This window comes from Pseudomonas sp., from assembly GCF_035512415.1.
Taxonomy (GTDB): domain Bacteria; phylum Pseudomonadota; class Gammaproteobacteria; order Pseudomonadales; family Pseudomonadaceae; genus Aquipseudomonas.
Genome location: NZ_DATKDZ010000003.1, coordinates 41,379 through 55,768 on the forward strand (window position 1 = coordinate 41,379; position 14,390 = coordinate 55,768).

At 60.6% G+C, this 14,390-nt stretch carries 10 protein-coding genes and 1 pseudogene; 8 read left to right on the forward strand and 3 right to left on the reverse strand.

Annotated features, from left to right (window positions below; genetic code table 11):
* Positions 1-34: 34 nt before the first annotated feature.
* The 8 genes and pseudogenes from deoC (at position 35) to VMP31_RS00495 (ending at position 9,601) form a co-directional block, all read left to right on the forward strand.
* On the forward strand, positions 35-808 hold the full coding sequence (gene deoC, locus VMP31_RS00465; protein WP_325502963.1) for a deoxyribose-phosphate aldolase: 774 nt from the start codon (positions 35-37) through the stop codon (positions 806-808).
* 1 nt (position 809) lies between these two features.
* Positions 810-2,132 carry a thymidine phosphorylase gene (deoA, locus tag VMP31_RS00470; RefSeq protein ID WP_325502965.1) on the forward strand — a complete coding sequence of 441 codons (1,323 nt, stop codon included), beginning with the start codon at positions 810-812 and terminating at the stop codon, positions 2,130-2,132.
* Complete coding sequence (locus VMP31_RS00475) at positions 2,129-3,349, forward strand: phosphopentomutase (RefSeq protein WP_325502967.1); 1,221 nt, start codon at positions 2,129-2,131, stop codon at positions 3,347-3,349. Before deoA ends, VMP31_RS00475 begins: the two co-directional genes overlap by 4 nt.
* A 15-nt stretch (positions 3,350-3,364) precedes the next feature.
* Complete coding sequence (gene deoD, locus VMP31_RS00480) at positions 3,365-4,075, forward strand: purine-nucleoside phosphorylase (RefSeq protein ID WP_325502969.1); 711 nt, start codon at positions 3,365-3,367, stop codon at positions 4,073-4,075.
* A gap of 48 nt (positions 4,076-4,123) precedes the next feature.
* Positions 4,124-4,198 (forward strand): annotated as a pseudogene (locus VMP31_RS23305) (hypothetical protein); the annotation flags it as partial.
* Between the two features lie 15 nt (positions 4,199-4,213).
* Positions 4,214-4,381, forward strand: coding sequence for a hypothetical protein (locus tag VMP31_RS00485; RefSeq protein ID WP_325502971.1), 168 nt, complete (start codon positions 4,214-4,216; stop codon positions 4,379-4,381).
* A 362-nt stretch (positions 4,382-4,743) separates the two neighbouring features.
* Positions 4,744-8,994 (forward strand): PAS domain S-box protein, encoded by a 4,251-nt coding sequence (locus VMP31_RS00490; RefSeq protein ID WP_325502972.1) that lies wholly within the window; start codon positions 4,744-4,746, stop codon positions 8,992-8,994.
* Positions 8,972-9,601, forward strand: coding sequence for a response regulator transcription factor (locus VMP31_RS00495; protein ID WP_325502974.1), 630 nt, complete (start codon positions 8,972-8,974; stop codon positions 9,599-9,601). Before VMP31_RS00490 ends, VMP31_RS00495 begins: the two co-directional genes overlap by 23 nt.
* A gap of 47 nt (positions 9,602-9,648) precedes the next feature.
* Here VMP31_RS00495 and VMP31_RS00500 read toward each other — a convergent pair whose 3' ends face one another.
* From VMP31_RS00500 to VMP31_RS00510, 3 genes are read right to left on the reverse strand one after another with little or no spacing between them, the layout of a single operon-like run.
* Entirely contained in the window at positions 9,649-10,116 is a 468-nt protein-coding gene (locus VMP31_RS00500) for a type IV pilin protein (protein WP_325502976.1), read from the reverse strand.
* Positions 10,116-13,892, reverse strand: a complete 3,777-nt coding sequence (locus VMP31_RS00505; protein WP_325502977.1) for a pilus assembly protein — start codon at positions 13,890-13,892, stop codon at positions 10,116-10,118. Before VMP31_RS00505 ends, VMP31_RS00500 begins: the two co-directional genes overlap by 1 nt.
* Positions 13,893-13,936: 44 nt before the next feature.
* On the reverse strand, positions 13,937-14,386 hold the full coding sequence (locus VMP31_RS00510; RefSeq protein ID WP_325502979.1) for a pilus assembly PilX family protein: 450 nt from the start codon (positions 14,384-14,386) through the stop codon (positions 13,937-13,939).
* Between the last annotated feature and the right edge of the window lie 4 nt (positions 14,387-14,390).

Sequence of the window (14,390 nt, forward strand, 5' to 3'; positions counted from 1 at the left end):
CACTTCTATTTTGCTGCCCAAAGAGATTTCCGCCATGGATATGGAACTACAACTGGCTCGCCAGGCGATCGGCCTGCTAGACCTGACCTCGCTCAACGACGATGACGACGAGGCGCGCATCCGCGACCTCTGCCGGCGTGCCCTGACGCCCGCTGGCCCGGTGGCGGCGGTGTGTGTCTACCCGCGCTTCGTCACCCTCGCCCGGCAAACCCTGAACAGCCTCGGCGGCCAGCAGGTGCGGGTCGCCACAGTAACCAACTTCCCGGCCGGTGCCGCGGATGTGGACGCCGCCGCGGCGCAGACTCGCCAGGCGGTGGCAGCAGGCGCGGATGAGGTGGATGTGGTCTATCCCTATACCGCGCTGCTCGCCGGCGATGCCGAGGTCGGCCGCGCCCTGGTGCGCGCCTGCAAGGCGGCCTGCGGCGAGGCTGTGCTGCTCAAGGTGATTCTGGAAACCGGCGAGCTGCGCGACCCGGCGCTGATTCGCCAGGCCAGCCTCGATGCCATCGCGGCCGGTGCCGACTTTATCAAGACCAGCACCGGCAAGGTGACGGTGAATGCCACCGCGGAGGCCGCGCGGCTAATGCTCGCGGCCATCGCCGAGAGCGGTGGCACGGTAGGCTTCAAACCGGCCGGCGGCATCCGCACCCTGGCCGATGCGCGGCTCTATATCGAACTGGCCGGCGAGCATCTGGGCACAGAATGGGTGACCCCTGCGCACCTGCGCCTGGGCGCATCCAGCCTGCTCGACGACCTGCTCCAGCACCTCGGCCGGGCAGCCGCGGGCAGCAGCAAGGGAGGTTATTAAGATGTGGTTGCCCCAGGAAATAATCCGTCGCAAACGCGATGGCAAGGAACTCGACCCGGCGGATATCCAGCGCTTTGTGCAGGGCATCCAGGATGGCAGCCTGAGCGAGGGGCAGATCGCCGCGTTCGCCATGGCCGTGCTGCTCAAGGGCATGAACCTCGCTGAACGCATCGCCCTCACCCAGGCCATGCGCGACTCCGGCCTGGTGCTGGCGTGGAATCTGCCCGGCCCGGTGGTGGACAAGCATTCCACCGGCGGCGTCGGCGATTACGTCAGCCTACCGCTGGCACCGCTGCTGGCGGCCTGCGGTTGCTATGTGCCGATGATCTCCGGGCGCGGCCTGGGCCACACCGGCGGCACCCTGGACAAGCTGGAGAGCATCCCCGGTTACTGCACCCAGCCGGAGCCCGAGCGGCTGCGCCGGGTGGTAGCGGAAGTTGGCTGCGCAATTATCGGCCAGACCGCCGATCTCGCCCCGGCGGACAAGCGCCTGTACGGGATTCGCGATGTCACCGGCACGGTGGAGTCCATCGACCTGATCACCGCCTCGATCCTGTCGAAGAAGCTCGCCGCTGGGCTCGATGTGCTGATCATGGACGTCAAGGTCGGCAATGGTGCCTTTATGGCCGACCCGGACGATGCCCAGGCCCTGGCCGAAAGCATCGTGGCGGTGGCCAATGGTGCCGGGGTGAAGACCCGCGCGTTGATCACCGACATGAACCAGCCGCTGGCGCGCAGTGCCGGCAACGCCCTGGAGGTGGAAGAGGCCCTGGCCCTGCTCAGCGGCGAGGTGCGCAGCCCGCGCCTGTGGCAGGTGACCCTGGCCCTGGCCGAGGAAACCCTGGTGCTCGCCGGTCTTGCCGCCACCCAGGAGCAGGCGCGCGAGCAGCTGCTCGAAGCCTGGCGCAGCGGCGCGGCCCTGCAGCGCTTCAACGATATGGTGGTCGCCCTCGGCGGCCCAGCCGATCTGCATCAGCAGCCCTGGCAGCACATGGCCGTCGCGCCGCTGGTGCAGCCGGTATATGCCGAGACCGCGGGCGTGGTGCAGGCGGTCGATACCCGCGGCGTCGGCCTGGCGGTGATCGGCCTCGGTGGCGGACGCCTGCGCCCGGAGGACGCTATCGACCACGCGGTCGGCTTCAGCCAGCTGGCGCTGCCGGGCGAAACCGTTGATGACGAGCGACCGCTGGCCATGATCCATGCCCGCGACGCCGCCAGCTTCGCAGTGGCCGCCCAGGCCCTGCGCGCCGCTTATAGTCTGGGCGACGCCGCGCCGGCGCAAAGCGCGCTGATCAGCGCCCGCATCCTGGAGAACGGACAATGAGCAAGGCCCTGCTGCTGGTTCTCGACTCCTTCGGCATCGGTGCCAGCGCCGACGCCGAGCGTTTCGGCGACACCGGTGCCAATACCCTGCTGCACATCGCCGAAGCCTGCGCCCGTGGCGAGGCGGACAACGCCGAGCGCCAGGGCCCGCTGCAACTGCCCAACCTGGCGCGCCTCGGCCTGGGCCACGCCGCCGCGCTAAGTGGCGGCAGCTACCCGCCCGGCTTCAGTGCGCAGCAGCCAGTGATCGGTGCCTACGGCTACTGCCGCGAGCTGTCCAGCGGCAAGGACACCCCCTCCGGGCACTGGGAAATGGCCGGCGTACCGGTGCTATCAGAATGGGGCTACTTCGGCGCGCAGTTCCCGCCGGAGTTGCTCGAAGCATTGATCGCACGCGCAGGCCTGCCGGGCATCCTCGGCAACTGCCACGCCTCCGGCACCACCATCCTCGAGCAGTACGGCGAGGAACATATCCGCAGCGGCAAACCGATCTGCTACACCTCGGCCGACAGCGTGTTCCAGATCGCCGCCCACGAGCAGCACTTCGGCCTGGAGCGGCTCTATCAGATCTGCGAGATCGCCCGCGAGCTGTGCGACGCCTACAACATCGGCCGGGTCATCGCCCGACCATTTGTCGGCGAGCACGCCACCAGTTTCCGCCGCACCGGCAACCGTCACGACTACGCCGTGCCGCCGCCGGCACCAACCCTGCTCGACCGTCTCTGCGCGGCCGGCGGCCAGGTCTACGCGGTGGGCAAGATCGGCGACATCTTCTCCCATCGCGGCATCAGCAAGCTGTACAAGGCCGACGGCAACCACGCGCTGTTCGACACCACCCTGCAGGCGCTGCACGACGCGCCGCCGCGTACTCTGGTGTTCAGCAACTTTGTCGACTTCGACATGCTCTATGGCCATCGCCGCGATATCGCCGGTTATGCCCAGGCTTTGGAGGCGTTCGACCGCCGCCTGCCCGAGCTGTTGGCGGCGATGGCCGCGGACGACCTGCTGATCCTCTCCGCCGACCACGGCTGCGACCCGAGCTGGCCGGGCAGCGACCATACCCGCGAGCATGTGCCGCTGCTGGCCATAGGTGCCGGCGTGCGACCCGGCAGCCTGGGCGAACGCGGCAGCTTCGCCGACATCGGCCAGAGCCTGAGCGATTTCTTCGGTCTGCCGCAAGGCAGCTACGGGCAGTCCTTCTGGCCTGCCAAAACCTGATTTCTGGAGCACCCCATGGCAACCCCTCATATCAGCGCCCAACCGGGCGATTTCGCCGAAACCGTCCTGATGCCCGGCGACCCACTGCGGGCAAAGATGATCGCCGACACCTACCTGAGCGAGGTGCGCCAGGTCAACGGCGTACGCAACATGCTCGGTTTTACCGGCCTGTACAACGGCAAACCGATTTCGGTAATGGGCTCGGGCATGGGCATTCCCTCGCTATCGATCTACGCCCACGAGCTGTACAGCCAGTACGGCGTGCAGCGCATCGTGCGGGTCGGCAGCTGCGGCTCGGTGCAAAGCCATGTGCGCGTGCGCGACCTGGTGATCGCCATGGGTGCCTCCACCGACTCGGCGGTAAACCGCAAGCGCCTGGGCGGCTTCGACTTCGCCGCCATCGCCGACTACCGCCTGCTGGAACGCACCGTGCGCAAGGCCGACGAGCGCGGCCAACAGGTGCATGTGGGTAACGTATTCTCCGCCGACCTGTTCTACGAACCCGACCCGGAGCTGTTTGCGCGCATGACGCGCATGGGCATCCTCGCCGTGGAAATGGAAGCCGCCGGTCTCTACGGCGTCGCCGCCGAACTGGGCAAGCAGGCGTTGTGCGTGCTGGCCGTCAGCGACCACATTCTGGAAGGCGAACACCTGAGCGCCGAGCAGCGCCAGGAGGATCTGCACGACATGCTCAAGCTGACCTTGGAAGCGATGACAGACTATTAGACACCGCTCCCCGACAGCCGGGCTTAACCGGCTGCGGGGGACGAAGGAGACCGTGAAACGGCCAAGGAAATCGGCAAGTTCATGGACCAGCACCCGGAAATCTTCGGCAAGCCGGAATACTAGAAGGACGGGGGATCGGTGAAGACCGACACCAAGTCCTGGGCCGAAGCCCTGAGCAAACCGGACGATGACGGTATGAATAAACTCATGGACGCCTGGAACCTCATTGAGTACGTCATGGCCGCAGACACCAGGTTGGCCGCTAGCAGCATCGCAGGCCAGAGCCTCGACACGTTATCCAGCTAATCCCCCCACAAGCGCCCCTCTACCATGCAAACCGCGGCAAGCCCGTGCCATCAAGTTATGCGTGGCCGCTCAGGCACTAACCTTTAGTCCTTTAGTCGTAGAAAGCTCATACAGGCCGAAAAACAGGGTAGTAATGGTAGAAACCTGCTGGGCTAACGCGATTTTCGAACGATTACTCTGCCAACGGCGGCAACGTCAACAGATACTGCGGAGCGTATGACCAATCAAGAAGCTCAGCAAAAAAACGCCGTTCACGGAGGTGCCGGCACAGGGATCGTCAGGCGTTAACTTAGCATTTCTTCGGCATCGCCCCAGGGTCTGGCAAGACGCGGTGGCACCGGCGAAACCAAAGGCGATTTATCTTGAACGAAGTACAGAGGCGGTTCTCTACGAAAGCTGATGGCCTAGCCGCACCGGCACCAGCAGCGCAGTTGTTCGAAGCCACCTTCGATCTGGCTTCATCCGCCTTGGTTCTACTCGATCAGCAGGGCCGGATAGTGCAGGCCAACGACGCCTTTGCCGAACTGTTCGGTTATGTCCGCGCAGCATTGCCCGGCATCCCCTTGTGCAACTTCCTCCACCCTAGCGACCGTGACAGGCTGCAGCCCCCGAACCCCGCAGATTTTCCGCTTGAGCTGCGCTACCAGCACAAGGACGGCAGCCCATGGTCTGGGCGCAGTAAGCTGGTTGCCGCAGGCGAGCTGTTGCTGGGCGAAATCGTTCGGATCGAAGCGCCTAAGAATCTGGATGAGCAGCTCGAGCAGAATCAGTGGCTGCAGCGCATCGTCGAAACCGCACCTGGCATTATCGGTACCTTTCGCCTGTCCAGTGATGGCGAGGTTTCCATGCCTTGGGCCTCGCCGGGGTATGAAAAATACTATGGCGTGACCGTGGAAGAGCTGAAGCGCGACGCCGGTATTCTATTCGAGCGCATCCACTACGAAGATCTCGCGCGGGTACAAGCATCGATCGCCGAATCGGCGCGCACCCTAAGTCCCTGGCAATGCGAATACCGGGTGCGTCATCCGCAAAAAGGCGAAATCTGGCTCGAAGGCCGCTCCAAGCCGACGCTTGAGGACGATGGATCAATACTCTGGTTCGGCTTCCTGCATGACATCAGCGAACGCAAGCGTATCGAGCAAGCTCTACGGGAAAGCGAGGAACGCTTCCGCAAGGCCTTCGACTCCGCCGCCATTGGCATGGCCCTGCTGAGCCTCGACGGTCGCTGGCTGCGGGCCAACCGATACCTCTGCGAGCTGCTTGGTTACAGCGAGGAAGAGCTGCTGCAGATGTCCAGCCAAGCCCTGACCCATCCAGACGAGCTTCCCGGGGAGCTCGCCGCTAGCCAAGCCCTGCTAGCCGGGGAAGTACCCTACCTGCGCCTGGAAAAGCGTTACCGCAACCGCGACGGCCAGTATCTGCGGATGCGCTTGACCGTCAGTGCGGTACGCGCGAGCGACGACGCACCTCTGTATCTAGTCGCTCAAATCGAAGACCTCAGCCGCCTCCTCAAGGCCGAGGAGCGCCTCTCGCTGATGCACCTTGCCCTCAGCCACGTGCATGAGGCCGCCTACCTGATCGACCGTCAGGCGCGTTTCCGCTATGTCAATGAAGAGGCCTGCCGAAGCCTGGGTTACAGCCGTAAAGAACTACTCAGCATGACGGTAGCCGAAATAGATCCCGACTGGACCAACGAGCAGATCCTCGCAGATTGGCACGACGCCGCAGAGCGCCCGCCGGAAATCATCGAAAGCCGCCACCAGACCAAGGACGGCCGTATCTTTCCAGTCGAACTCAGTATCACCTATCTCGAGTATGGCGGTGAGAGCTACAGCTTGGAGCTGGCTCGCGACATCACCGAACGCAAGCGCCTGCAGGCAGCCCAGCAAGACAGTGAGCAACGCTTCCGCGAAATCTTCGAATACACATCGGACAGCCTCTATCTGTTAGAGGTGACTGCGGATCAACGCTTTCGCCACATTGAGGTCAATACAGCCTTCGAGCACGCCTCAGGGATGCGCCGCGAGCAGTTGATCGGCCGATATCTCGGCGAGCTCGCTCCCAAAGCCAGCGACAGGGTTATGGCGAGTCTCAAGCATTGCCTAGCCAGTGGTAAACCAGTCGAATGGGAAGGCGACATAGAGCTACCAACTGGACTCATAACCATCCACTCAAGCTTCATTCCCATATGCGACGCACACGGAAACATCTACCGCATCGCGGCCATCAGCCGCGACGTCAGCGAACGCAAACTAATGGAAACCCGGCTGCTGACCAGCGAGCAGCAATTCCGCTCCCTGGCGGAGAACTCGCTGAACCTGATCGTGCGCTATGACCTGAACTGCCAACGCACCTACGTCAACCCGGCGTTCGAACGGGAAACCGGTATCCCAGCCGTCGAGGCCCTGCATTGCCCACTCGAAGACAGATGGCAGGGCGACATTACCGCCGCCGAACATAAAGCGTTGCTGCGTCAGGTGATCGCCTCCGGGGAACCTCTGGAAACCGTCCAGGAATGGCTATGCCCACAGACCGGCGAAGTGGTCGTACATTCCATCCAACTGATTGCCGAACGCGGCGTGGATGGCCAAGTGGTCAGCGTTCTGGCCAAGGGTCATGACATCACCGCCTTGAAACGCCACGAACGTTTGGAGGAAGCCCGACTGCGGATTTTTGAGCAGCTGGCGCAAGGAGCCCTGCTGCCGGAGGTTCTGGAGTTAGTAACCCAATATGTCGAGCAAGCGCGTCCGGACTTCCTGGCCAGCATCATGCTGGCGGACGAGGACGCCCGCTACTTGATCCCTGGTTCGGCCCCCAGCCTGCCGCTCGATTATCTCGAGGCCCTCGGTCATATCGAAATCGGCGAAGGCATCGGTATCTGCGGCACCGCCGCCTGGCGCGGGAGCACGGTGATCGCCGAAGACCTACTCACCCACCCGGATTGCGCCGCATTCCGCGAACCGGCTAGCCAGGCCGGGTTGCGTGCGTGCTGGTCGGAACCGATCATGGACTCCGCTGGAGAGGTACTGGGGACCTTCTGTATCTATTTGCGCAAGCCGGGCTTGCCGACCGAGGACGACCTCAGGCTGGTTCACCAAGCCAGCCACCTGGCCGCCATCGCCATCGAGCGTAAACGCGCCGAAGCGTTGTTGCTCGAGAGCGAACAACGCTATCGGGACATCTTCGATAACTCCCAGGACCCACTTTTTTTGTTAGAGGTTGTCGAGGATGGAGGCTTTCGCATTATCGAAGTCAATCCGGCATTCGAGCGTTGCGTGAGCCTGGAGCGCGCCGAACTGATCGGCAAGACTGCCGAGGAACTACTGCCAGCGGCTACGGTGGCCAGCGCCATTGCCAAGTTTCAACATTGCGTAGACAGCTGGTCGTCAATCGACGAAGAAATGCAGCTCGACCTGCCCATCGGCCAGCGAGACTTCCACTCGACCTTGATCCCGGTATGCGGCGCTTACGGACGTATCCAGAGGATCGTCGGCATCTTCCGCGACATCACCGAACGCAAGCATGCGGAGCGCATCCTGCACGTCCGCGAGCAAGAGTTCCGCGCGCTAGTGGAGAACAGCCCGGATGTCATCGCCCGCTTCGATTTGCAAGGCCGCTTCATCTACGCCAATCCGGTGACCCAAGCCATTCTGGGTAAATCCCTGGACAAACTGCTCGGCAAAGGCCCGGATGAAGTATTGCCCTGGCTGAATGCGACCCACGTCTTCCGCAAAACGCTCGCGCACATCGCCCGAACCGGCGAAGCCGCTGAAGAAGAAGTCGTCATCGATGCCGAACCGGGCGCCGATGCAGCCCGGTTCGAAGCCCGCCTGCTGCCTGAGCGCGATCGACAGGGAAAAGTCGTCAGCATTCTCGCAATCGGTCGAGACATCAGCGCCATGCGCGCGGCGGAACGACGCTTGAAGGAGTCCCATGCGCAACTCCGCCTGCTCTCCAGCCGCCGTGAAACCACCCGAGAGGAGGAGCGCAAACACATGGCTCGGGAAATTCACGATGAACTGGGCCAGCAACTCACCGCGTTGCGCATGGGCATTTCCCTGCTACGCCTGCAGTTCGGCAAAGACCAGCCGCTGCTGATAGAAAGCGTCCAGGCATTGATGGCGCGGACCGACGAAACCATCCAGGTAGTGCGCAACGTGGCGACCAACCTGCGCCCTGCCGCACTCGATATGGGGCTAACCTCGGCACTCGAATGGCTGGTATCCGAGTTCTCCCGCAATACCGGTATTGCTTGTAGGTTGAAAGCACCAGAGGCTCGCCTGGATCTCGATAACGAGCGTGCGACTGCAGCCTTTCGGGTCATTCAGGAGTCCTTGACCAATGTCGCCCGACACGCACTGGCCAGCCAAGTGGAGATCCGCCTGAAACCTAGCCGCGATCAGATTCTGATAGAAGTGCGCGACGACGGCAGGGGGTTCGATCCGAAGCAAACGCGCCAAGGCACGCTAGGAATGCTCGGAATGCGTGAACGCGGCCACATGCTAGGGGGGGCAGTGACCGTAGACAGTACCCCTGGGCAAGGTACTTGTGTTCAATTACATATCCCTTTGCATATATCACCGAGGACTCATGATTCGACTAATGATCGCTGATGACCACGCCATCATGCGCGAAGGGTTGAAACAGCTTTTCGCCCTCGCCTCCGACCTGCAAGTAGTCGGCGAAGCGGAAAACGGTGCCGTGCTACTCGAACAGCTGCGCCAGAAAGATATCGACCTGCTGTTGCTGGACATGAGCATGCCGGGCATCAGTGGCGAGGATCTGCTGTTTCGCATCCACAACCATTACCCGCAACTGCCGATTCTGGTACTGAGCATGCACAATGAAGTACCCATCGCTCAGCGTGCGCTCAAGGCCGGTGCATCCGGCTATCTGACCAAAGACCGTGACCCGGAAACCCTGCTGGTGGCCGTCCGCCGAGTAGCTGCCGGCGGGCGTTTCATCGACGCCGAGCTCGCCGAACAAATAGCCTTCGCCGCCACCGCCCCGACCGCAGAGAACCCGCATGACGGGCTCACTAACCGCGAACTGCAGATCATGCGCTTCCTCGCCCGTGGCCTGAGCGTCACAGGGATCGCTGCGGAACTGGCGATCAGCCACAAGACGGTCAGTACCCACAAAGCACGCCTGATGGAAAAGATGGGCTTTACCAGTACCGCCGACATCGTCCGCTACGTAATGACGCAAGGGCTGTCCTGAGCACAGCCATTCAACAACTATCGGGAGGCCGCTAGGCATCTGAGCCCCTAGCGGCGCCAGCACGCAGCGAGACTGGCTCCCGCGGCCTGCCCTTTGGCCCCCGTATTGTTCAGGGTCAATGTCCCGCAGGGATCGCTTGCCATGGATCCCGTGGGCACCGCCTGCAGGGTATAACCGCTGGCTGTCGGCGTACTGGCAAAGCTCAGGTCGTAGTTCTTTCTGCTGCCGTCCTTGGGGGCAATGCTGAACGGCAAGGCGGGAGCCTCCTTAGCGGCCGTCAGGTAGGTACCGTTTGCGGTGTAGTGTCGCTCCATAAATTGCGCCAACTCCAGCAGTACGGTTTGCGCGTCCGCACGCTTGGCCTTGCGCATGTACTCCTCGTACGAGGGGTAGGCAATAGCGGCGAGAATGCCGATGACGACGATCACGATCATAAGCTCGATCAGGGTAAAGCCCCTGCTCCGCGATGCCGACGTCTGATGCCCCATGTCGGGCCGACCGATAGCCTGCGTCATCAGTTAACCCTCACTTCATGCCAGGATTGCCGACCTTGTCTGCGTGTGTCGGGGGTTTCGATGCATCTTGGCGTGGCACCGTTGGAGCCAGCGAAACAGAGCAGCGTAGCGTCATCCGCCTCGATCTGTGCTGTGCCTTTAAGCACACCGGCATCCTCATCGGAATAGCCTGACCAGGGAATGCCGTCGCCGTCATCGGTGAGAGTAGTTAGATCTTTGCTATCCAATATGCCGTCACCATTGGTATCGAAATACACGTAGCTGAGTCGGCCGCCGCTGCCCAAGGCAACGGCCATGATCCAGCTGGTTCCGCCGGAATCGCAGGGATCCGCAGAAGGAGTCATGGTGGTGAAAATCACCCGATCATTACGCAAGGAGGCCTTGGCAACCACGCGCTCGCCCAGGGCACCAGTGGCACCCTCCCCCGCCTGCCAGGCAAGATCCAGATACCAGCCTTTGTCGCCATCCTCCAACTCATTCTGGGTAATGGCGCGAAACTTGTCGCCGCTGCTCAGCTTGGCTTCCTTGATGATCTGCTGTTCCAGCAAGTCATCGCGCCCGTCGATCAACAGCCCGTTGTCGATAATCCCATAGAAACTCTCTACAGCCGGGTTCACTGGAACCTCGTTATCGCCGGTACGGTAAAAACTACCGGTACCGAAAAACACCATGGGCTGTTTCTTGTCGTTGAGGGCGGCGGTCAACGGCGCAGTAATGGCTTGCCGCGCTCCCGCATCATTCTTGGCGATAAATAGCGGGTTGGCGTTGAGCGTGCTGGGGATACCCCAACTGACGGCGCTGTTACCGCTCAGATCCAACCGCCAGAGGTTACCCAGAGTGTCAGCGACATAGACTCGGTCGGCCACCTGATCCAAGTCCGTATCGGAGACTAACGGCGTACCCAGGCCACCCTTGGTGGCAAGGGTGAACTCCTTGATCACACTGCCGTCGGCAACATCCAGAATCCAGACCTTGCCATTGGCCGGGGTACTATCGTGATAACCACTACTGACGATCACCCCGAATTTCTGGTTGGGCAGCGCGACCAATGCAGGTTGGCCCATGGTGTAACCCATGCTCGGGTGAGTGAACTCCCACAGCACGCTGTCACTGGACATGTTGTCAGGGTCGGTGACATCCAGGGCGAACACGCTGTTACCGCCAGCACCGGTCGCGCCCACAGCCACAGTACGCCAGCCGCCATCGCTGCCCAGCCAGGCATCCGAAATGCGCGGGGTAGCATCGACGTAGTATTGGTGAGAGTAGGCCGGCTCGGCCAGAGCGCTCAGCGAAGCCAATACATTGTTGGGCACATAGGCGAACAGCTCGCTGCCACCATTTTTCGCAGAGTCTTTGCTGACCCTGGCATCGAAGCCATGCAACATGCCATCGTTGGCACCAACCACGATCATGGGGGTGCGTTTTTTATAGGCATCGGCTGCACGGAATGCAGCATAGGCCTTGCCCACGGCACCGTCGCTCCAAGCCAAGGCCGAGTAACCAAAGTTTTGCTGATGGATAAACTGGGGGTCCGAATTGACTATGTCCCCCAGGCGGCTGGCGCGCTGGCGAAAAGGCTTACCGGGATCCGCATCGGTGATTTCCAGCGAGCGATCCCCCCGCAGAAAGGCCACACGCTGCTGCGCAACAGAGGTATCCACTTCACCCTGTTTGATAAATCCGGCGCGCTGGCTGTCCTTCAGATCGCTCCATGTGAAGTCGATACCCTTGATCGAACGCAGCGGGCCCTTGGTCGAGTCTGCGGTGGGCGGCACGCTGGTGAAGATTTTCCGGCTGGTCACATCGCTGAGCGCATCCAGCGCGCTGGCGGCACTCCAACTGGCCTCAACCCCAACCTCGTCGTCGACGATTAGTCGTGCCAAAAGATCGCCACTCCAGCGCTTGCTATTGAGTTGCGATTGAAATACAGCCGTATCGGTATCCATCCGAGTGGAGTTGGCCGCCAGCGACGCCGTAGTGCTTTCCACCTCTTTGGCGATTTGAGCAAATGCCAACTCCAGGCTTTCAATCATTTTTGCGGCATCGCTCGCCACATAGAAATTATCGGGCCGGGGATAATCTGTACCCAACATGTCTGAGCTGGTGTGCCACCACGACTCAGGAAGCGTCTCGCTACGCGTGTAAGGATCGAAATCTTTAGGCACCTTGAAACCACCGTACTTGGCAGCAAGCCAGTACTGGTTGTTGGCTTTTCCAGCCAAGGTCTCGTTCTCGCGGACGTCAACCCAATGGGTAGAAACGGTCTGCTCGCCCTTCCAGTCTTTACGTAGATCCTTGGTATGGGCGTCGTAGGCGAGGCCTGCTATATAGGCCGAGTTATGCTGCCCCGTAGCCGTGAATGGGGTACTGATGGTGATGCCTTCAAGCGCCGCTACTTTTTGCGTCGCAGTTACAACATTGACCGTTTTATCCGAACTGACCTCACTTGGCACTGCAGGTTCGTCGCCCGCAGTGAGGTTACCGGGGAGATTTTTATCGCGGTGCGTATTGGTGTCGCCAATACCCAAAATCACGTTTTTCTGACAGGCATATTGGATAGGGTCATCCCAGGCGGTAATAACCGGAAAACCGTCGGCCGATTCGTAGCGCGTGGCCGCGTCACCGGCGATGGTGGAATAGGCCGAAACATTGCCTTGGTTCTTGAAATAGCGCAGCGCCGTATAGAACAACTCGCTGACCGGGTCTTTGCTTTTATGGTTTTTGGTGGTCATCTGACCAAATTTATTTAGATAATTTATAACCCCGCTATCGACAATCGCGGCATTTGTAGCGGACGCATCCGCAGCGTTGGGATTTTGTATGAAAACGCCCGTGGTTGCATCCCACTCGTTCGCAGCGTTACTTTGGTTGCCGGCCTCCCCAGGAACACGAGTGGTCTGACCGACAAATTTCTGCTTGGCGCGCAACACGCCACCATCACGCAGGACATCGTGATCGTTTAAATAGCTGAAAACACTGTAACGAATATCACTGGAATACTGTTGTATCAACCCTTCAGGTTTATAGCCCTGCGAGTACTGCTTGCAGTTCTGCTCCAAGCCCACCTTGGAGTCGCATACTTTTACCCGTATATAAACTTCATATACGGTGCTGCCGCTAGTGGAAAGGTCAGTGTTTGATGTGTAAGCGCTGACTGTTCCGTTCAGGTTACCATCTAAGGTAAAACGCATGCGATTACCCAAACCTGCAAGGCGCGTCTTAAAAGTGCTCCAATTCGCGGGCGTTGCATTGCCTACCAACGTACTGACCGACACAACTCGTGCGCCACTGCTGTTTTGACCTGTATGCCTGGCCTTTTCCAACCAGGTCTCTGTAGGCGTGTCCCTGACTCGATAACCGCCGGTCAGCGCACTGCGAAACGGATCAATGGTCTGGGTCGCCGCCCAGTTAAGAAAATTACCGCTCCATAGCTGCCCGGCACAGCTACGGTTACTGGTCTTGGACTTGGGAAAAAAATGGCTATCGCGACGATCGCTGTTCACCGCATCATGACTATAGTCATAGCACTTATCCGAATCGAAATAGCCGACATATTTATTACTAACAGAGTAAGTGCCAAGATTGGCCATACTGACAATGGTCGGCCACTCCACCGAAGGCACCAGCGCCAGATTACCCGGCACACTGCCGCCGCCCAACAAGAGTGGCGACTGGGAAACATCCGCCTGGGCGGTCGAGGCGAATGCGATTGCTAACGACATGGTGAAAGCCACACCTGTATGCAGCAGTTTGTATCGACGCGCGTGGCTGTTCATCACTACGACTCCCGAAGAGGGCTTATAAAGCGGTTGGCCATTTATCACTCGACCAGGAAGACCGAACGCAGTTTGATTTCGGAAGCGGTGCTGGCGTTCGAATTAAGTGCCATGCCGAAACCATCCGCCTCCACCCGCACAAGAACACCTTCAATGGGATCCTGTGGATCGAGACTGGTACGTATCTCGGTCAGCGTTGTGATGCGGAAAGTGGGTGCAGTCGCAACGCCTGGAAAGCCGGTATAGGTACCGTCCAGCGCAACTATGTCGCGCAGTTCATCGAAGCCTTTCCCATCGACCATCCCTTCCCCCTGGCGCAGCGCCGCTTCCGCGGCCTGAAAGGCAAGGTTGCTGTCACGCAGATTGCCGGCCATGCTTTCCTGCAGCGAAGTACCACGCATGCTGCTCAAGCCGATGATCGTCAGCAACAGCAACATGATCAGGGCGATAATCAGAATCGCGCCGCGTTGGTTATTTCTCGGCAATGCGGTCATGGGT